Genomic DNA, 18545 nt, shown 5'->3' with positions numbered 1-18545 from the left:
GCGCGGCGGCTGTTACTGCAGCGGACGCGGCAGCTGTCCATCGCTGTCGCGCACCTCCACCGCCCCCAACCCGAGCGGCTGCAACTGCGGCAGGATGCGCTTGCGGTCGCCCACCGCCACCACCGTCATCTTTTCCGGCGCCAGGTACTTGCGCGCCGCGGCCTGCACCTGCGCCGCCGTGACGGCGGCGATCTGGCCGGGCAGGCGCGCGTAGTAGTCGAGCGGCAGCTCATGGATGAAGAGGTCGGCCATGCTGGCGCCGATGTCGGCATTGGTCTCGAAGGCCCCCGGCAGCGACAGCACCTGGGCGTCGCGGGCGGTGTCGAGTTCGGCGGCCGGCAGCGGCGCGTCGCGCATCGCGTTCACCTCGCTGAAGATCTCGCGCACCGAAGCGCCGGTGGCATCGCGCCGCACGCTGCTCGCGATGACGAAGGGGCCGGGCGTGCGGTCGTAGCGGAACCAGGAGGAGATGCCGTAGGTATAGCCCTTGGTCTCGCGCAGCTTGTCGTTGAGGCGGCTGGAGAACATGCCGCCCAGCGCCCCGTTCAGCACCTGCAGCGCCGGGAAGTCCGGGGTCGTGCGCGCCACGCCGATACCGGTCACGCGCAATGCGGTCTGGACCGCGCCCGGCTGGTCGACCAGCACCAGGCGCGCGGGCGTGCCCGCGGGCTCGCCCGGGCCGCCGTCGGGGACGTCGGCACGCGGCCAGGCCGCGAAGCGCGCTTCCACCAGCGCCTTCAGTTCGCTGCGCGCGATATCGCCCGACACCACCAGCGCCGCGTTCCCCGGCACGTAATGGCGGCGCCAGAAGTCGACCAGGTCGTCGCGCGTGACGGCGCGGATCGCCGGTTCGGTGCCGAGCTGGCCATAGCCCTTCGGATGCCTGCTGCCGAACAGGGCGCCTGCCGCGGCCACCGCCGCCACGGATTCCGGATCGTCGCGCTGCTGGATCAGTTCCCCGATCCGGTCGGCGCGCTGGCGTTCGACTTCCGCGATGGGGAAGGCCGGACGCAGCACGATGTCGGCCATGATGTCGAGCGCGGGCGCGAAATTCGCGCGCAGCGACAGCAGCGACACCATCGAGGCATCGGGGCCGGTGCCGGTGTCGAGGAAGGCGCCGAGCTGCGCGATCTCGTCGGCTATTCTAGGAGCGCTGCGCGTGGCCGTGCCTTCTTCCAGCATCTGCGCCGTGAAGCCGGCCAGGCCGGGCAGCTTGGCGGGGTTCTCGGCGCTGCCGCTGCGCACCACCAGCTGGGCCGCCACCAGCGGCAGGCCCGGCTTGTAGTGATGGATCACGGTGAAGCCGTTGGCGAGCTTGAAGGACTCGCCCTGCGGCAGCGTGAAGCGCGGCGCCGGCCCGCCCTTCGGCTGCTGCGCGCGCCACGGTTCCGGCGCATTGACCGCTTCCTGCGCGGGAGCGGCGGCCGGCTTGCCGGCCTTGCCGGCTTTGGGTGCGGGCGGCACGCGCGGATCGTCGATCACCGGCTTGCCGGGCACGCCGGTGACCACCGCGCGCGCCTGCTGGCCCAGGTAGCTGCGTATGGCACGCTGCACGTCGGCGGGCGTGATGCTGCGCAGCTGCGCCAGGTCCTTGGGCAGGTAGCCCGGGTCGCCGGTGTACTGGTTGTAGTGGTTGAGCTGGTCGGCCAGGCCGTCGCCGCCCAGCTTTTCGATGGTGCTCAGGAGGGCGGTCTCGAGGCTGTTGCGGGCGCGTTCGACTTCGCGCTGCGAGGGGCCGTGATCGCGCAGCTGGGCCAGCTCGGCGTCGATCGCCGCTTCCAGCGCGCGCGCTTCGACGCCGGGGCGTGCCGTGACGTCGATCACGAAGGTCGAGACCAGGCCCTGGGAGTTCTGGCTGGCGTCCACGTCCTGGGCGATCTGGCGCTCGTACACCAGCTTCTTGTACAGCCGGCTCGACTTGCCGCCGCCGAGGATCTCGGCCGCCACCGCCAGCTCGGTGTCACCGGGCTGGTATGCCGGCGGCGTGAGCCAGCCCATGAAGATGCGCGGCAGCTCCACGCGGTCGCGCACCACCACGCGGCGCTCGCTGGTGATCGGCGGCGTGGTCACGCGCGGGCGCGCCACCGGCGGGCTGCGCTTGAAACTGCCGAAGTAGCGCTCGACCAGGGCGCGCGTCTTCGCCTTGTCGATGTCGCCGGCGATCACGATGCTGGCGTTGTTCGGCCCGTAGTAGCGCTGGAAGAACTGGCGCACGTCGTCGAGTTTCGCGTTCTGGATGTCGGCGTGCGAGCCGATGATCGAGGCGTAATACGGATGGCCCTTCGGGAACAGCGCGTGCGCCAGCGCTTCCTGCACCAGGCCGTAGGGTTCGTCCTCGACGGTCTCGCGGCGTTCGTTGCGCACCACGTCCTGCTGGTTGGTCAGCGCCTTCTGGTCGAGCACGTCCAGCAGGTAGCCCATGCGGTCGGCGTGCACCCACAGCGCCAGTTCCAGCTGGTTGGAGGGCACGGTGTCGTAGTAGCTGGTCTGGTCGTAGCCGGTGCCGCCGTTGCTGTCGGTGGCGCCGGCGCCCTCGAGCAGGCGGTCGGCCATGCCGCGCGGAATGTGGCGCGTCTGTGCGAACATCATGTGCTCGAACAGGTGGGCGAAGCCGGTCAGGCCGGGCGCTTCGTTGGCCGGGCCGACGTGGTACCAGATGTTGACCGCCACGATCGGCAGGCGCCGGTCTTCGACCAGGATCACCTGCAGGCCGTTGGGCAGGATGGTTTTCTCGAAGGCGACGGTGGGCAGGGGCGGCGGCACGGACTGGGCGCCAAGGGGTGGAGCGAATGTGGTCATCATCAATATCAGGGCGAGCAGCCGGCAGTATCGCATGTGGTGCTCCTTCTGTCGCGCTTGGTGGAAACTCAATGACAGCGGGCGCGTCCGTGGTCGAGGGTGGCCCCGGCCGGCACCCGTTCCGGGGCGGCCGGCAGGAAACGCCATTCGTAGGCCCCGTCCAGCAGGCGCAGCCGCAGCACGCCGTCGTGGCTGGCTTCGCGCACCTCGCTGTTCGGCGTGAACTGCAGGAAGGGCGTGGCATAGGCGCCGCCAGTGCCGACCACGAACTGGCGCACGCCCGTGGCCCGGTCGAGCCGGCCGTCGGCATCCTGCGGCGCGAAGCGTTCGTAATCGTGGTCGTGGCCCGACAAGACCAGCTCGGCGCCGGCCGCGTGCAGCAGCGCGAAGGCGTCGCGCATGCGGCCCTGGTAGCCGATATGGCCGCCCGAGGTGTACAGCGGGTGGTGCCAGAAGGCGAGGGTGCAGGCGGCCTTCTCGCGCGCCAGCGTGTCGCGCAGCCAGCCGATCTGCTCCGCGTGGGGCTCACCGCTCAGGTTGCTGTCCAGCGACAGCACCAGCCAGCTGCCGAGCCGCAGGCTGTACCAGCTGCGTCCTTGCGGCCTGGCCCGTGCGCCGAAATACGCGAAGTAGGGCGCGGCGCCGGGCGTCGCGTATTCGTGGTTGCCGGGCGTCGGCCAGGTGCGCTCGCGAAAGCGTCCCCAGGTCGGGTGGTAGCATTTTTCGAACTCGGCCGCCGCGCCGACCGGGTAGGTATGGTCGCCCAGCGACAGCACGGCGGACCTGGGATCGGCGCGCAGCAGCGGCTCCACGAGCTTGGCGGTGGCGGCGGCGCCGGACCAGCGCGGGTCGGGGTGCTTGCAGCGCGCGATGTCGCCCGCCGCGTACACGGTGTACGCGGCGGCGTCGTCAAGGGGCTGGGTGGATCCCGGCCCGGCGGCTGCGAGCAGCGCCAGGCCGCCCAGCAGGCGCGGCGCTATCCGAGTCATTCCGGACCCTGGTCGCCAGCCTGCCTACTCGATGAAGCGCAGCAGGCCCTGCAGCGCATGCGCCACGGTCTGCTCGCGCACCGACTGGCGGTCGCCCTGGAATACCAGGCGCTCGGTATAGGTGGTGTCGCCGCGCGACCAGCCGAAGCAGACCGTGCCCACCGGCTTGCCCGGCACCGCGCCGGTCGGTCCGGCGATGCCGGTGGTCGACACCGCGACGTCGGCCGTGCTGTTGGACAGCGCGCCCTCGGCCATCTTGCCGGCCACTTCCTCGCTCACCGAGCCGAATTGCGCGATGAGCGCGGCCGGCACGTCCAGCAGTTCGGTCTTCGAATTGTTGGAATAGGTGACGAAGCCGCAGTCGAACCAGCCGGTGGAACCGGGGATTTCGGTGATCGCCTGGGAGATGCCGCCGCCGGTGCAGGATTCGGCGGTGGCCAGCACCAGGCGCTTGGCCTCGAGCGCCCGGCCAACTTTCATAGCAAGATCTAGGATATCGTTCGTCACGTGAAGCTCCTTTGAATGCGGTTGACCGCGCAAGTAAGCGATGAGCGGGCCGAGGCCGGTGTGGCGCACGCGAGCGGCGCACGGTTCATTCTAGCGCGGTCCGTGCCGCACTGACACAGAAAGCGTGCACTTCAGGCTTCACACATGTTTTACCCGCCATGCATATGGTTGAATAGTGAAAAGTTCTGTGCGACATGACACGAAGCCGTCGGCTATGCTGTTTGCGCCGCCGCGCCCGGCTGGCGGCACCCGTATTGACAATGTTGTTTGACGTAGGATCCTTGGAGGCCGCATGACCCATCGCCGTTCGATCCGCAGCAAGCTGGTGCGGGCGGTGATGACGACCACGCTCGTCGCCCTGCTGGTGTCGGTGGCGATCATCATCTTCTACGACCTGCGCAGCTACCACCGCAGTTTGCTGGACGACCTCGCCACCCAGGCGGAACTGGTCGGCCATATGAGCTCGGCCGCGCTGAGCTTCGACGATCCGCGCCTGGCCAAGGAAAACCTGGCGCTGCTGCGTACCCGCCCCCAGGTGCGCGCCGCCGCCATCTACGACGCCGACGGCGAGCTGTTCGCTTCCTATCAGGCGACCGGCGAGACCCAGGGACTGCCTGAGATGTTGCCCGACGCTCCCGCCAGCGATCGCGACAACCTGGTCATCCACCAGCGCATCGTGGAGGACGGCGAGGCGCTCGGCACGGTCTACTTGCGCGCCGAGAACCAGCTGCTGGCGCGCTCCATCGATTACCTCAGCATCGCCGCGGGCGTGACGCTGCTGGCGATGTGCGTGGCCTACCTCCTGATGCGCCGCATGGGCCGGGTGGTGACGGCGCCGATCGTGGCCATCACCGAGATCGCGCGCGACGTCGTCGCCACCCGCGACTATTCGCGCCGCGCGCCGCGCATCAGCAACGACGAGGCCGGGGAGCTGGTCGATTCCTTCAATGCGATGCTGACCGAGATCGAGGTGCGCACGCGCGAGCTGGAGACTTCCAGCAGCGCGATCGCGCGCGAGGCGGCGGAACGTTCGCGCGCGCAGCAGGAAGTCATGCGCCTGAACGAGCAGCTGGAGCAGCGCGTGGACGAGCGCACCCTGCAGCTGGCGCTGGCCAATGCCGAGCTGGCCAATGCGATCGAGGAGGCGCGCAGCGCCAACCAGGCCAAGTCGGCGTTTCTCTCGTCGATGAGTCACGAGCTGCGCACGCCGCTCAATGCGATCCTCGGCTTCGCCCAGATTCTCACTTCCGATACGCTGCCCTCGACGCTCGAGCAGAAGAAGGAGTTCGCCGGCCATATCCTGAAGAGCGGCCGCCACCTGCTCACCCTGATCAACGAGATCCTCGACCTGGCCAAGGTCGAGTCGGGCACGGTGACCCTGTCGATGGAGCCGGTGGCGCTCTCCGACACGCTGGTGGAAACCCGCGCCATGGTCGAGCCGATCGCGGCAGGCCGCGGCGTGCGGGTGCTGTTCCCGGAAACGCCGGGCGCGGTGGTGCTGGCCGACCGTACCCGCCTGAAGCAGGTGCTGCTCAACCTGCTCTCCAACGCCGTGAAATACAACCGCGAGGCCGGCGCGGTGGTGGTCACCTGTGAACAGGTGGCCCCGGCACGGCTGCGCCTGTCGGTGCAGGACACCGGCGCCGGGCTCGATGCCGAACAGGTCGCGAGCCTGTTCCAGCCCTTCAACCGGCTCGGCCAGGAGGGCGGCAGCCAGGAAGGCACCGGCATCGGCCTGGTGGTCACCAAGCGCCTGGTCGAGCTGATGGGCGGCGAGATCGGCGTCTCCAGCAGCCCGGGCATGGGTAGCGTGTTCTGGATCGAGCTGGCCACCACCGCGCCGCTGGCGGCGCAGGCCGAAGGCGCGGTCGGCGAAACGCGGGAAGTCCACACGGCGCCGGACGCAGGGGACCCGCGCCTGATCCTGTACATCGAGGACAACCCCGCCAACCTGCGCCTGGTCGAAGAGATCGTGCGTTTCCGCTCCGACCTGCGCCTGCTGTCGGCGCACGACGGCCACGTCGGCCTGGCGCTGGCGCGCGAGCATCTGCCCGAGATCGTCCTGATGGACCTGAACCTGCCGGGCATGAGCGGCATCGAGGTGCTGCGCCAGCTGCGCGCCGACCCGCTGACGGCCGCCATCCCGGTCATCGCCCTGACCGCCAACGCCATGCAGCGCGACATCGAGCGCGGCATGGCCGCGGGCTTCACCCATTACCTGACCAAACCGATCGACATCGACAAGTTCACCGATGCGATCAACAGTACGCTGGCCAACGCAGAACCAGCCGAAAGGAAGGCCGAATGATTGCACTGTCCGACATCCGCCGCGCGCGCATCCTCGTCGTGGACGATGAACCCGTCAACGTCCAGCTGCTCGAATACCTCTTGAAGACGACGGGGTACGAGAACGTCTCGAGTACCAACGACCCGCGCCAGGTGGTGTCGCTGCACCTGAAGCATCGCTTCGACCTGATCATCCTCGACCTGCACATGCCGGGCATGGACGGCTTCGACGTGATGGAAGCGCTCAAGCCGCTCGAGAGCGATTCCTGGCTGCCGGTGCTGGTGGTGACGGCCGAGCCGGACAAGAAGCTGGCGGCGCTGGAGGCCGGCGCGCGCGACTTCATCGGCAAGCCCTTCGACACCGTGGAGGTCATGACGCGCATCCGCAACCTGCTGGAGGTGCGCCTGCTGCACCGCGAGTCGCAGGACTACGGCGTGCAGCTGGAGCGCGAGGTGCGCGAACGCACCGCCGAGCTGGCGCGCTTCCGCGGCGCGATGGACGCGACGCCCGATGCGATCTTCCTGATCGATACCGCCTCGATGGCGATGGTCGACGTCTCGGACGGCGCCTGCCGCATGCTCGGCTTCTCGCGCGACGCGCTGCTGCGCATCGACCCGGTGGCGCTGGGCCTGGCCACGCGCGAACTGCTCGAGCGCCACCTGGCGGCCGATGCGCAGGCCCATGGCGGCGCGCCCACCTCCGCGCCGGACGCCGGAGGGGACGCGGGCAAGACCGAGTTCGGGGCCCTGCCGGGCGACATCGTCGAGACCGAGCTGTTGCGCGCCGGCGGGCAGGGCGCGGTGCCGGTGGAGATCAGCTGGAAGCTGCAGGACCTGGGCAAGAACCGCATGCTGATCGCGGTGGCGCGCGACATCAGCGAGCGCCTGCACGCCCAGGAGCGCCTGCGCCACATGGCCAGCTACGATGCGCTCACCGGCCTGCCGAACCGCACCCTGTTCTTCCAGAACCTGCGCGACGCCATCGAGCTGGCGCGCGACAAGAACTGGCGCGTGGCGGTGCTGTGCATCACGCTCGACCGCTTCAAGATCATCAACGATTCGCTCGGCACCTCGCTCGGCGACGAATTGCTGCGCCAGTTCAGCACGCGCCTGGTGCGCGTGGTGCGCCTGCGCGACACCGCCGGGCGCCTGGGCGGCGACGAGTTCGCCCTGATCCTGACCATGACGCGCGACCAGCAGGAAGCGGTGAACGTCGCCAACGAGATCCGCGAGTCGCTGCGCGCGCCCTTCGACCTGCTCGGCCAGCAGGCCGCGCTGACGGCCAGCATCGGCATCGCCATGTACCCGGAAGACTCGACCGAGCCGGGCACCCTGGTCAAGTATGCCGACACCGCGATGGTGCGCGCCAAGGAAGCGGGGCGCGACGGCTACCGCTTCTTCACCGCCGGGATGAACGTGCAGGTGCTGGCGCGCCTGGACCTGGAACTGGCGCTGCGCAGCGCGCTCGAGGGCAACCAGTTCGTGCTGTACTACCAGCCCAAGCTGGAGCTGAACACCGGCCGCATCTCGGGCGTGGAAGCGCTGCTGCGCTGGAACCGTCCCGGCTTCGGGCTGGTCTATCCGGCCGAATTCGTGCCGCTGATGGAGGAAACCGGGCTGGTGGTGCGGGTCGGCGAATGGATCGTCGACGAGGCCTGCCGCCAGATCGCGGCCTGGAATGCCAGTGGAGTGCGCGACGTGCGGGTGGCGGTGAACGTGTCGAGCCGCCAGTTCGTCGAGGGCGACCTGGAAGGCGTGATCCGCGCGGCGCTCGAGCGCCACGGGGTCGAGCCCGGCCTGCTGGAGCTGGAACTGACGGAAAGCGCGCTGATGTCGAATGCCGAGCACACCATCGCCGTGCTGGGGCGGCTGAAGGAACTCGGCATCCGCATCGCGATCGACGACTTCGGCACCGGCTATTCGAGCCTGGCCTACCTCAAGCGCTTCCCGATCGACAAGCTGAAGATCGACATCGCCTTCGTGCGCGACATCGTCACCAACCCGGACGACGCGGCGATCGCGCTGGCCATCATCAGCATGGCGCACAGCCTGCACATGCAGGTGATCGCGGAGGGCGTGGAGACGCGCGCCCAGATGGCCTACCTGCGGCGCAACCGCTGCGACGAGATCCAGGGCTTCCATTTCTCGCGCGCGCTACCCGCCGACGAGCTGGCGCGGCTGGTGCAGGACAACCGCGCCCAGCCCGACAAGCCGAAGGAGCAGGACGACAAGCTGCAAACGCTGCTCATCGTGGACGACGACGTCAACGTGCTGACCGCGTTGTACCGCCTGTTCAGGCGCGACAACTACCGGGTGCTGACGGCGTCCACCCCGAGCGAGGGTTTCGAATTGCTGGCGCTGTACCGGGTGCAGGTGATCCTGTGCGACCAGCGCATGCCCGTCATGAGCGGCACCGAGTTCCTCAGCAAGGTGAAGGAGATGTATCCGGAGACCATTCGCATCATCCTGTCGGGCGATACCGGCGTGGAGACGGTGCTCGATTCGATCAACCGCGGGGCGATCTACCGCTTCTATACCAAGCCGTGGAACGACTTGCAGCTGAGGGAGAACATCCGGCTGGCGTTCCGCCATTACTGGCTCACCTACGGGCCCTACGACGACCGCAAGACGCCGCGCGAGGATGCAGAAAAATCAAACGTCGCTTGACCGCGTGGGCGTAATTCCGGGCATTGCCCGAACTTACCCTGCCCACCCGACGAAAACCGGTCTATCGTAGGGTGGGCGGGTCTCCCGCCCACGCGGTCAGCTGAAATGATCCCAGCCGCTCAGCCTGAGGTCGAGCGGCGCGCCGTCCGCGCCGACGAAACGCAGGCCCGGCTCGGCCTCGATCCGTCCGACCCGGGTCACCGCCGTCCCGCTTTGTCGTCCGGCTTCCAGCACCGCTTCCCGGCTCGCCGCCGGCGCCGTGAAACACAGCTCGTAATCGTCGCCACCCGCCAGCGTGAACCTGCGCCGCAGTTCAAGCGATTGCCGCGCCAGCACCGGCCCGGCCGGCAGCGCGTCCACGTCCAGCGTGGCGCCGACCTTCGAGGCTGCCAGGATATGCCCCAGGTCTCCCACCAGCCCGTCCGAGATGTCGAGCGCCGCATGCGCGACCGGCCGCGCCGCCAGGGCCAGCCCCAGGGCCACGCGCGGTGCCGGCATGTGCATGCGTTGCCCGGCCTGCGCGAGTTCCGCGTCAGGCAGCGCCACTTCCTTGCAGTACCCGGCCAGGGCCAGGCGCGCATCGCCCAGCGTCCCCGAGACCCACAGGTCGTCCCCCGGGCGCGCGGCGTCGCGCCGCAAGGCGTGTCCCGGAGCGAGTTCGCCGAACACCGTGATGCAGATGTTCAGCGGCCCCTTGGTGGTGTCGCCGCCGACCAGCTCGCAGCCGTGCGCATCGGCCAGCGCGAACAGCCCGCGCGAGAAGCTTTCCAGCCAGACCGGGTCCGCGGCGGGCAGCGCCAGGGCCAGCGTGAAGGCCACCGGGCGGGCGCCCATCGCCGCCAGGTCGGACAGGTTCACCGCCAGGCTCTTGTGGCCAAGCATGAAAGGCTCGGCGCCGGCGAAGAAATGGCGGTCCTCGACCAGCATGTCGCTCGAGATCGCCAGCTGGCGGCCGGGGGCGATCGCCAGCAGCGCGCAGTCGTCGCCGATGCCGAGTTCGGCCCGGCCGGGACGGTCGCGCTTGAAGAATTGTTTGATCAGGTCGAATTCGGAAAGCATCCGCGCATTGTAAACCGCCGGCTTATTTAGAAGCCCGGCTAATAGCTGGTGTTAATTTATTGGCAAATCTTATAAATCATTCTACTGCTTGTTGAAAATACGTAGCCTTTGTCAACTGTTCGTCTGATAAAATTGGAGGTTCCCCTCTAGTTTCAGGAAGGCTGCCCGGCATGGACTCGTCATCGGACAAGAAAGAAGAATTGCGTCAACAACTGCGTGCAGCGGCACTCGAATACCACCAGATCCCTCGCCCCGGCAAGATCAGCGTCACCCCGACCAAGGGCCTGCTGAACCAGCGCGACCTGGCGCTGGCGTATTCGCCCGGCGTTGCCGCGCCTTGCGAGGAAATCGTTAAGGACCCGGCCAACTCGTACAAGTACACCGCGCGCGGCAACCTGGTCGCCGTGATCTCCAACGGCACCGCCGTGCTCGGGCTGGGCAACATCGGCCCGCTGGCCTCGAAGCCCGTCATGGAAGGCAAGGGCGTGCTGTTCAAGAAGTTCGCCGCGATCGACGTGTTCGACATCGAGATCAACGAGAACGACCCGGACAAGCTGGTCGACATCATCGCGTCGCTCGAGCCTACTTTTGGCGGCATCAACCTCGAGGACATCAAGGCGCCCGAGTGCTTCTACATCGAGCGCAAGTTGCGCGAGCGCATGAAGATCCCGGTCTTCCACGACGACCAGCACGGCACCGCCATCATCGTCGGCGCCGCCATCCTGAACGGCCTGAAGGTGGTCGGCAAGGATATTAAAAGCTGCAAGCTGGTGGTCTCGGGCGCCGGCGCGGCCGCGCTGGCCTGCCTCGACCTGATCGTCGACCTCGGCTTCCCGCTCGAGAACATTTTTGTCACCGACCTGGCCGGCGTGGTCTACAAGGGCCGCACCGAGCTGATGGACGAGGACAAGGCGCGCTTCGCCCAGGATACCGAGCACCGCTCGCTGCGCGACGTCATCCCCGGCGCCGACATCTTCCTGGGCCTGTCGGCAGGCGGCGTCCTGAAGCAGGACATGGTCGCCCAGATGGCGCCCAATCCCCTGATCCTGGCGCTGGCCAACCCGAACCCGGAAATCCTGCCGGAAGACGTCAAGGCGGTGCGCAGCGACGCCATCATCGCCACCGGCCGTTCGGACTACCCGAACCAGGTCAACAACGTCCTGTGCTTCCCCTACATGTTCCGCGGCGCGCTGGACTGCGGCGCGACCACCATCACCCGCGACATGGAAATCGCGGTGGTGCGTGCGATCGCCGACCTGGCCCACGCCGAGCAGTCGGACATCGTGGCCTCGGCCTACGGCATCGCCAACCTGTCCTTCGGCCCGGAATACCTGATCCCGATGCCTTTCGATCCGCGCCTGCTCACCCACATCGCCCCGGCGGTGGCCAAGGCGGCGCAGGACGGCGGCGTCGCCACCCGTCCGATCGAAGACCTGGCCGCCTACGCCGAGAGCCTGCAGCAGTTCGTGTACCGCAGCGGCACCTTCATGAAGCCGCTGTTCGCGGTGGCCAAGGCCGCGCCGCTGGAAGCCAAGCGCATCGTCTACGCCGAAGGCGAGGACGAACGCGTGCTGCGCGCGGTGCAGGTGGTGGTCGACGAGAAACTGGCGCGCCCGATCCTGGTCGGCCGTCCGGCGGTGCTGGAAAAGCGCATCGAGAAGTTCGGCCTGCGCCTGAAACTGGGCCAGAACGTCGACGTCATCAACCCCGACTTCGACGAGCGCTACCGCGACTACTGGCAGACCTACTACGAGATGGCCAAGCGCAAGGGCGTGACCATCGACCTGGCCAAGATCGAAATGCGCCGCCGCCATACCCTGATCGGCGCCATGATGGTCCACAAGGGCGACGCCGACGGCCTGATCTGCGGCACCTACGGCACCACCTGGATGCACCTGCACTACATCGACCAGGTGCTGGGCAAGCGCCCGGGCTCGAACGTGTACGCGGCGATGAACTTCCTGATCACCCCGGACCGCCAGCTGGCCATGGTCGACACCCACGTCAACGAGAACCCGAGCGCTGAGGAACTGGCCGAGATCACCGTCATGGCGGCCGAGGAGATGGAGCGCTTCGGCATGCATCCGCGCGCGGCCCTGCTGTCGCACTCGAACTTCGGGACCGCCAACAGCGCCTCGGCCCAGAAGATGCGCGCGGTCTTGCCGTTGGTGCAGCAGGCCAAGCCGAACCTGGAAATCGACGGCGAGATGCATGGCGACACCGCGATCGAAGCCAAGGTGCGCGCCAAGATCATGCCGAACTCGGCCCTGACCGGCGACGCCAACCTGCTGGTGATGCCGAACATCGATGCCGCCAACATCTCGTACAACCTGGTCAAGAGCGCCGCCGGCAACGGCATCGCGATCGGCCCGGTCCTGCTGGGCTGCGCACATCCAGTGCACATCCTGACGCCGTCGTCGACGGTGCGCCGCATCGTCAACATGACGGCCCTGTGCGTGGTGGACGCGGTGTCGCAACGCTAAGTAAGTACTAACGCACGTTGACATCCAAGCCTGACGCAGCCCCTTGAGCTGCGTCAGGCTTTTTTGTCTCGGAATTTCACAATTTGTCTTCGCACAAATACAACGGTAACAAACCGTAAGCGGGCACCGGTCGCTACCCTTTTCAGGGCATAATGTTGAGATAAAGTGTTGCAATTATTGCAGCAGCCTCTACCGTGTCAAGGTAGACAAGACCTCCTCTCTGATACAATCCCGGCTTTCCTGAGTCTGGCTGCCTGCAAGACCATCTTCAAGAACCCAAGAACATGCAAACAACGAAAAGAGCCCTGATCACTGGTATTACCGGCCAGGATGGCGCCTACTTAGCGCAGATTCTCCTGGAGAAGGGTTACCACGTGACCGGCACCTTCCGTCGCTCCAGTTCGGTCAACTTCTGGCGCATCGAAGAGCTCGGCATCGACAAGCACCCGAACCTGGCGCTGGTCGAGTACGATCTCACCGACCTGTCTTCGAGCATCCGCCTGGTCGAAAGCAGCCAGCCCGACGAGGTCTACAACCTGGCGGCGCAGAGCTTCGTCGGCGTGTCCTTCGAACAGCCGGTCACCACCGCCTCGATCACCGGCCTGGGCGCGGTCAACCTGCTCGAAGCCATCCGCATCGTCAATCCGAAGATCCGCTTCTACCAGGCATCCACCTCCGAAATGTTCGGCAAGGTGCAGTCCATCCCGCAGGTCGAGGAAACGCCTTTCTACCCGCGCAGCCCCTACGGCGTCGCCAAGCTGTACGCCCACTGGATGACCGTCAACTACCGCGAGTCCTACGGCATCTACGGTTCCTCGGGCATCCTGTTCAACCACGAGTCGCCGCTGCGCGGCCGCGAGTTCGTCACCCGCAAGATCACCGACTCGGTCGCCAAGATCGTGCTGAACAAGCTCGACGTGCTCGAACTGGGCAACCTCGACGCCAAGCGCGACTGGGGCTACGCCAAGGAATACGTCGAAGGCATGTGGCGCATCCTGCAGGCCGACGAGCCCGACACCTTCGTGCTGGCCACCAAGCGCACCGAGACCGTGCGCGACTTCGTCACCATGGCCTTCAAGGGTGCGAACATCGACATCGAGTTCAGCGGCGAAGGCGAGAACGAAGTCGGTCATTGCGCCCGTACCGGCAAGGCCCTGGTGCGCGTGTCGCCGAAGTTCTACCGCCCGGCCGAGGTCGACCTGCTCATCGGCGATCCGGCCAAGGCCAGGCGCGTGCTCGGCTGGGAGCCGAAGACCACGCTCGAGGAACTGTGCCAGATGATGGTCGACGCCGACCTGCGTCGCAACGAAATCGGATTCTCGTTCTAAGATCATGGAACGCATGGCCACGGACGACATCCCGGCCTTCATCGGCGGGAGGGAAGGCGAGGGACGCCGCGCGCTCATCACGGGCCTGCGCGGCTTCACCGGTCATTACATGGCGCAGGAGCTCACGGCGGCCGGTTACCGTGTCTACGGCACCGTGATGCCGGGCGAAGAGCTCGGTCCCGACATCCATCCGGTCGACCTGTGCGACCGCCAGGCCGTGGCGCGCATGGTCGACGAGGTCGCACCCGACGTGGTCGCCCACCTGGCCGGCATCGCCTTCGTGGCCCACTCCGATGTCGAACTGATGTACCGCGTCAACGTGGTCGGCACGCGCAACCTGCTCGAGGCGCTGGCCGCCGGCAAGCATCGCCCCACCAGCGTGCTGCTGGCCTCCTCGGCCAACATCTACGGCAATGCCAGCGTGCCCGTCATCGACGAGAACGTGGCGCCGTCCCCGGCCAACGACTATGCCGTCAGCAAGCTGGCCATGGAATACATGGCGCGCCTGTGGATGGACAAGCTGCCGATCACCATCGCGCGCCCGTTCAACTACACCGGCATCGGCCAGGCCGAGAACTTCCTGCTGCCGAAGATCGTCTCCCACTTCCGCCGCAACGAGAAGCGCATCGAACTGGGCAACCTGGCGATCGCGCGCGACTTCTCCGACGTGCGCATGGTGGCGCGCGCCTACCGCCGCCTGCTGGCCGTGGCGCCCGCCGGCGAAGCCTTCAATGTCTGCTCGGGCAGTTCGCACTCGCTGGCCAACCTGATCGACATGATGAGCGAGATCGCCGGCTACCACATCGACGTGCACGTCAACCCGGCGTTTGTCCGCGCCAACGACGTGCTCACGCTGTCGGGCAGCAACAGCAAGCTCACCGCAGTCATCGGCCAACTCGACCCGACGCCGCTGTCCGAGACGCTGCGCTGGATGTACCTGGCGTGAGGGCCGGCGGTCTCACCGTCGGGCTCGGAACGACCATGATCGAACCGGGCCTGACCGGCGGCCGCCTGGACGGCATCGGCGTCTATACCCGCGCACTGATGCGCCACCTGCCGCGTACCGGTTGCACCGTCGCGCCGTATTCCTGGCCGCGCATCCGTTCGCAGGGTCAGGGCATCAGCATCGGCCAGCCCATGCCGCAATCCTTCGAAACCGCCTCGCTGGTCGACCTGGCCACCCCTGCCGCGCACCGCGTCCACATGCCGGCGGACCTGTTCCACGCCACCGATTACCGCATCGTGCGCATGGACTGCCCGGTGGTGGCGACCCTGCACGACGCCCTGCCGATCAAGTACCCCGAGTGGTGCAACCCGCGCCTGCGCAGCCTCAAGAACTGGCTGCAGCGCAAGGCCGCCGCCAAGGCCGACCACGTCATCGCGCTGTCGCATTTCGCGATCGACGAACTGGTCGAATGCTTCGGCGTGAACCCGAACCGGGTTTCGGTCGTCCATTGCGGCGTGGACGAGGAATGGCTCGAGGCGCCCGACGGGGCGGCGCTGGCGGCCACGCTCGCGCAATACAAACTGCGCCCCGGCTACTTTCTCACGGTCGGCACCCTGCAGCCCCGCAAGAACGTCGGCCGCCTGCTCGATGCCTGGCTGACGCTGCCGAAGTCGTTGCGCGACGAGCGCGCGCTGGTGGTGGTCGGCGCGCGCGGCTGGCGCTGCGAAGCGCTGGTCGCCCAGCTCGAAGCGGCGCAGGCGAATGGCGAGAACGTGGTCTGGCTCGACAAGCTCACCGACGCGCAGCAGCTGCGCCACCTGTATGCGGGCGCCGGCGTGTTCGCCTTTCCTTCGCTGTATGAGGGCTTCGGCATCCCGGTGGTCGAGGCCTTCGCCTCGCGCGTGCCGGTGGTGGCCTCGAACGCCAGCTCGCTGCCCGAAGTGACGCAAGGCGCCGCACTCGAGGTCGATCCGCTCGACACCGGCCTGCTGGCCGAGGCGCTGCAGACCCTGGCTATGGATGCCCACGAGCGCGCGCGCTGCATCGCGGCCGGCCGCCAACGGGCCGAACAACTCACCTGGCACGCGACCGCACGGCAAACTGCCGAGGTGTACCGTGCGCTACTTTCGCAGTAAGCTTCCAACATGCGTGTCCTTCATTTCTACAAGACGTACTTCCCGGACTCGGTCGGCGGCATCGAACAGGTGATCCGCCAGCTGTGCGTCGGCACGTCGCGCCTGGGCGTGACCAATACCGTGCTGTCGCTGTCGCGCCAGAAGAACCTGGCCCCGATCCAGTTCGACGGCCACGTCGTGCACCGGGTGCCGCAGAACTTCGAGATCGCCTCGAACGCCTGCTCGCTGCAGGCGATCGGCGAACTGGCGCGCTTGGCGCGCGAGGCCGACGTGGTCCATTACCACTTCCCCTGGCCCTTCATGGACCTGGCGCACTTCATGGCGCGCGTGAACAAGCCGACCGTGGTCAGCTACCACGCCGACATCGTGCGCCAGAAGCGCTGGCTGCGCCTGTACCAGCCGCTCAAGTTCCGCTTCTTCGACAGCGTCGATACCGTGGTCGCGGCGTCGCCCAACTACCTGGCCTCCTCAAACGTGCTGCAGCGCTACCGCGACAAGACCCGCGTCATCACCTACGGCCTGGACAAATCCACCTATCCGCAGGTCGATCCATGCCGCCTGGCGCACTGGCGCGCCAGGGTCGGCCCGAAGTTCTTCCTGTTCGTCGGCGTGCTGCGCTATTACAAGGGCCTGCACGTGCTGCTCGAGGCGGCGCGGGGGCTCGACTATCCGATCGTGATCGTCGGCACCGGCCCGGAAGAGCAGGCATTGCGCGAGCAGGCGGCGCGCCTCGGCCTGAAGCACGTGATGTTCACCGGGGGAGTCGACGACGCCGACAAGGCGGCGCTCCTGAGCCTGTGCCATGCGATGGCCTTCCCCTCGCACCTGCGGGCCGAATCCTTCGGCATCTCGCTGCTCGAAGCGGCGATGTACGGCAAGCCGATGATCTCCTGCGAGATCGGCAGCGGCACCACCTACATCAACCAGCACGGCGAGACCGGGCTGGTGGTGCCGCCCTCCGACGCCGCGGCGCTGCGCGGCGCGCTGCAGGCGCTGTGGAACGATACCGACATGGCGCGCCGCATGGGCGCGCGCGCGGAACAGCGCTATCACGAGCTGTTCACGTCGGAGCAGATGGCGGCCAGCTACACCGACCTGTACAAGGAACTGGTGGCGCGCAAGGCCACCGCGAACGCGCCCGGCAGCGTGGGGCTGGCGGGCGTGCCGCCGACGCGATAATCGTAGGGTGGGCGGGGGAAAATAGTCCGGTGGACTATTTTCCCGCCCACGCGTTCAACTATCGCTTGAAATGACGTCGCGTTTGCTCGGCCATTGTTTGAACGCGTGGGCGGCAAAGCCGCCCACGCTACGGAAAGCCGGGCGAATTCGCATTAACGATAACCCTTACGCTTCCGCCCAGCGCTCCTGCACCGCCCGCACCGCCGGCATCTGCTCGATGAACAGGTCCACCAGCGCCGGATCGAAATGGCGCCCTTTCTGCTCGCGCAGGAAGTCCAGCGCTTCCTGCTCGGTCCAGGCCCGCTTGTAGGGCCGCTTCGAGGTCAGCGCGTCGAACACGTCGGCGATCGCCACGATGCGCCCCACCAGCGGGATCCCATCGCCGCGCAGGCCGCGCGGGTAGCCGCTGCCGTCGTACTTTTCGTGGTGGGTGAGCGCGATCTGCGCCGCCAGCGCCAGCATGCCGCCTTCATGCTCGCCGATGATCTCGGCGCCGATGGTCACGTGGCTCTGCATGATCTTCCATTCGTCCGGGTCGAGCGGCCCGGGCTTCTGCAGGATGCGGTCCGGGATGCCGATCTTGCCCACATCGTGCATCGGCGCGGCGTGCAGCAGGTCGTCCGCCTCCACCTCGCCCATGCCGGCGGCGATGCCGAGGATGCGCGAGAAGTGGCTCATGCGGATCACGTGCAGGCCGGTCTCGTTGTCCTTGTACTCGGCGGCCAGGCCGAGGCGCTGAACGATCTCCAAGCGCGTCGCGCGTAGCTCTTCCATGCGCACCAGCGACAGGTGGGTGCGCACGCGCGCACGCACGATCGGCGGGCTCACCGGCTTGGTGATGTAGTCGACCGCGCCGGCCTCGAAGCCTTCCAGCTCGTCGGCGGTGTCGGTGAGGGCGGTCACGAAGATCACGGGGATGGCCGCCGTGACCGGTTCCGCCTTGAGCGATGCGCACACTTCGTAGCCGGACATCCCCGGCATCATCACGTCCAGCAGCACCAGGTCGGGGCTTTCCTGGCGCGCCAGCTCGAGCGCGCGCGCGCCGTCCTTGGCGAACAGCAGGCGGTAGTGGTCTTGCAGGATCTGGCGCAGCAGCTGCAGGTTGCTGGCCTCGTCGTCGACCGCGAGGATCAGCGGCCGGTTGTTCGGTTGGGTCATGCTCGTGA

At 67.4% G+C, this 18545-nt stretch carries 12 protein-coding genes; 7 read left to right on the top strand and 5 right to left on the bottom strand.

Features of this window, described 5'->3' with window-relative positions:
* Positions 1–12: 12 nt before the first annotated feature.
* Genes ACK4S9_RS03260 through ACK4S9_RS03250 form a run of 3 tightly spaced genes read right to left on the bottom strand, consistent with a single transcriptional unit; the run spans position 13 to position 4268 of the window.
* Complete coding sequence (locus ACK4S9_RS03260; protein WP_409721364.1) at positions 13–2835, bottom strand: M16 family metallopeptidase; 2823 nt, start codon at positions 2833–2835, stop codon at positions 13–15.
* A 32-nt stretch (positions 2836–2867) separates the two neighbouring features.
* Entirely contained in the window at positions 2868–3788 is a 921-nt protein-coding gene (locus ACK4S9_RS03255) for a metallophosphoesterase family protein (protein ID WP_409721361.1), read from the bottom strand.
* Between the two features lie 24 nt (positions 3789–3812).
* Positions 3813–4268: a CinA family protein gene (locus ACK4S9_RS03250; RefSeq protein WP_409721358.1), complete on the bottom strand. Its 456-nt coding sequence runs from the start codon at positions 4266–4268 to the stop codon at positions 3813–3815.
* A 319-nt stretch (positions 4269–4587) separates the two neighbouring features.
* On the opposite strand from ACK4S9_RS03250, the gene ACK4S9_RS03245 reads away from it, so the two are divergent.
* Together ACK4S9_RS03245 and ACK4S9_RS03240 are read left to right on the top strand one after the other, a co-directional pair.
* Positions 4588–6603: an ATP-binding protein gene (locus ACK4S9_RS03245; RefSeq protein ID WP_409721355.1), complete on the top strand. Its 2016-nt coding sequence runs from the start codon at positions 4588–4590 to the stop codon at positions 6601–6603.
* A complete protein-coding gene (locus ACK4S9_RS03240) occupies positions 6600–9248 on the top strand; it encodes an EAL domain-containing protein (RefSeq protein WP_409721352.1) in 2649 nt (882 codons plus the stop codon). The genes ACK4S9_RS03245 and ACK4S9_RS03240 overlap by 4 nt, the downstream gene beginning before the upstream one ends.
* Positions 9249–9344: 96 nt before the next feature.
* On the opposite strand, the gene thiL is transcribed toward ACK4S9_RS03240, so the two are convergent.
* Positions 9345–10307 carry a thiamine-phosphate kinase gene (gene thiL, locus ACK4S9_RS03235; RefSeq protein ID WP_409721349.1) on the bottom strand — a complete coding sequence of 321 codons (963 nt, stop codon included), beginning with the start codon at positions 10305–10307 and terminating at the stop codon, positions 9345–9347.
* 170 nt (positions 10308–10477) lie between these two features.
* On the opposite strand from thiL, the gene ACK4S9_RS03230 reads away from it, so the two are divergent.
* The 5 genes from ACK4S9_RS03230 to ACK4S9_RS03210 all read left to right on the top strand — a co-directional run bounded on the left by ACK4S9_RS03230 (position 10478) and on the right by ACK4S9_RS03210 (position 17379).
* Positions 10478–12790 (top strand): NADP-dependent malic enzyme, encoded by a 2313-nt coding sequence (locus tag ACK4S9_RS03230; RefSeq protein ID WP_409721348.1) that lies wholly within the window; start codon positions 10478–10480, stop codon positions 12788–12790.
* A 284-nt stretch (positions 12791–13074) separates the two neighbouring features.
* Positions 13075–14118, top strand: coding sequence for a GDP-mannose 4,6-dehydratase (gene gmd / locus ACK4S9_RS03225; RefSeq protein ID WP_409721345.1), 1044 nt, complete (start codon positions 13075–13077; stop codon positions 14116–14118).
* 4 nt (positions 14119–14122) lie between these two features.
* A complete protein-coding gene (locus ACK4S9_RS03220; RefSeq protein WP_409721342.1) occupies positions 14123–15064 on the top strand; it encodes a GDP-mannose 4,6-dehydratase in 942 nt (313 codons plus the stop codon).
* A 35-nt stretch (positions 15065–15099) separates the two neighbouring features.
* The gene (locus ACK4S9_RS03215; protein WP_409721339.1) at positions 15100–16200 is read left to right on the top strand and encodes a glycosyltransferase family 4 protein; all 1101 of its coding nucleotides are present in this window, start codon (positions 15100–15102) and stop codon (positions 16198–16200) included.
* Between the two features lie 9 nt (positions 16201–16209).
* Positions 16210–17379 (top strand): glycosyltransferase family 4 protein, encoded by a 1170-nt coding sequence (locus ACK4S9_RS03210; RefSeq protein WP_409721336.1) that lies wholly within the window; start codon positions 16210–16212, stop codon positions 17377–17379.
* 165 nt (positions 17380–17544) lie between these two features.
* Here ACK4S9_RS03210 and ACK4S9_RS03205 read toward each other — a convergent pair whose 3' ends face one another.
* Positions 17545–18537 carry a two-component system response regulator gene (locus ACK4S9_RS03205; RefSeq protein ID WP_409721333.1) on the bottom strand — a complete coding sequence of 331 codons (993 nt, stop codon included), beginning with the start codon at positions 18535–18537 and terminating at the stop codon, positions 17545–17547.
* Between the last annotated feature and the right edge of the window lie 8 nt (positions 18538–18545).

Source organism: Massilia sp. (assembly GCF_046293535.1).
In the GTDB taxonomy this organism is placed as follows: Bacteria; Pseudomonadota; Gammaproteobacteria; order Burkholderiales; family Burkholderiaceae_D; genus Telluria.
Note: the sequence above shows the minus strand (reverse complement) of the source record. Positions and strands in the feature narration are given on the sequence as shown.

Excerpts from the sequence above, each read along its gene's own strand:
- ACK4S9_RS03260 (WP_409721364.1), bottom strand. The coding sequence starts at position 2,835 with ATGCGATACTGCCGGCTGCTCGCCCTGATATTGATGATGACCACATTC.
- ACK4S9_RS03255 (WP_409721361.1), bottom strand. The coding sequence starts at position 3,788 with ATGACTCGGATAGCGCCGCGCCTGCTGGGCGGCCTGGCGCTGCTCGCA.
- ACK4S9_RS03250 (WP_409721358.1), bottom strand. The coding sequence starts at position 4,268 with ATGAAAGTTGGCCGGGCGCTCGAGGCCAAGCGCCTGGTGCTGGCCACC.
- ACK4S9_RS03245 (WP_409721355.1), top strand. The coding sequence starts at position 4,588 with ATGACCCATCGCCGTTCGATCCGCAGCAAGCTGGTGCGGGCGGTGATG.
- ACK4S9_RS03240 (WP_409721352.1), top strand. The coding sequence starts at position 6,600 with ATGATTGCACTGTCCGACATCCGCCGCGCGCGCATCCTCGTCGTGGAC.
- thiL (WP_409721349.1), bottom strand. The coding sequence starts at position 10,307 with ATGCTTTCCGAATTCGACCTGATCAAACAATTCTTCAAGCGCGACCGT.
- ACK4S9_RS03230 (WP_409721348.1), top strand. The coding sequence starts at position 10,478 with ATGGACTCGTCATCGGACAAGAAAGAAGAATTGCGTCAACAACTGCGT.
- gmd (WP_409721345.1), top strand. The coding sequence starts at position 13,075 with ATGCAAACAACGAAAAGAGCCCTGATCACTGGTATTACCGGCCAGGAT.
- ACK4S9_RS03220 (WP_409721342.1), top strand. The coding sequence starts at position 14,123 with ATGGAACGCATGGCCACGGACGACATCCCGGCCTTCATCGGCGGGAGG.
- ACK4S9_RS03215 (WP_409721339.1), top strand. The coding sequence starts at position 15,100 with ATGATCGAACCGGGCCTGACCGGCGGCCGCCTGGACGGCATCGGCGTC.
- ACK4S9_RS03210 (WP_409721336.1), top strand. The coding sequence starts at position 16,210 with ATGCGTGTCCTTCATTTCTACAAGACGTACTTCCCGGACTCGGTCGGC.
- ACK4S9_RS03205 (WP_409721333.1), bottom strand. The coding sequence starts at position 18,537 with ATGACCCAACCGAACAACCGGCCGCTGATCCTCGCGGTCGACGACGAG.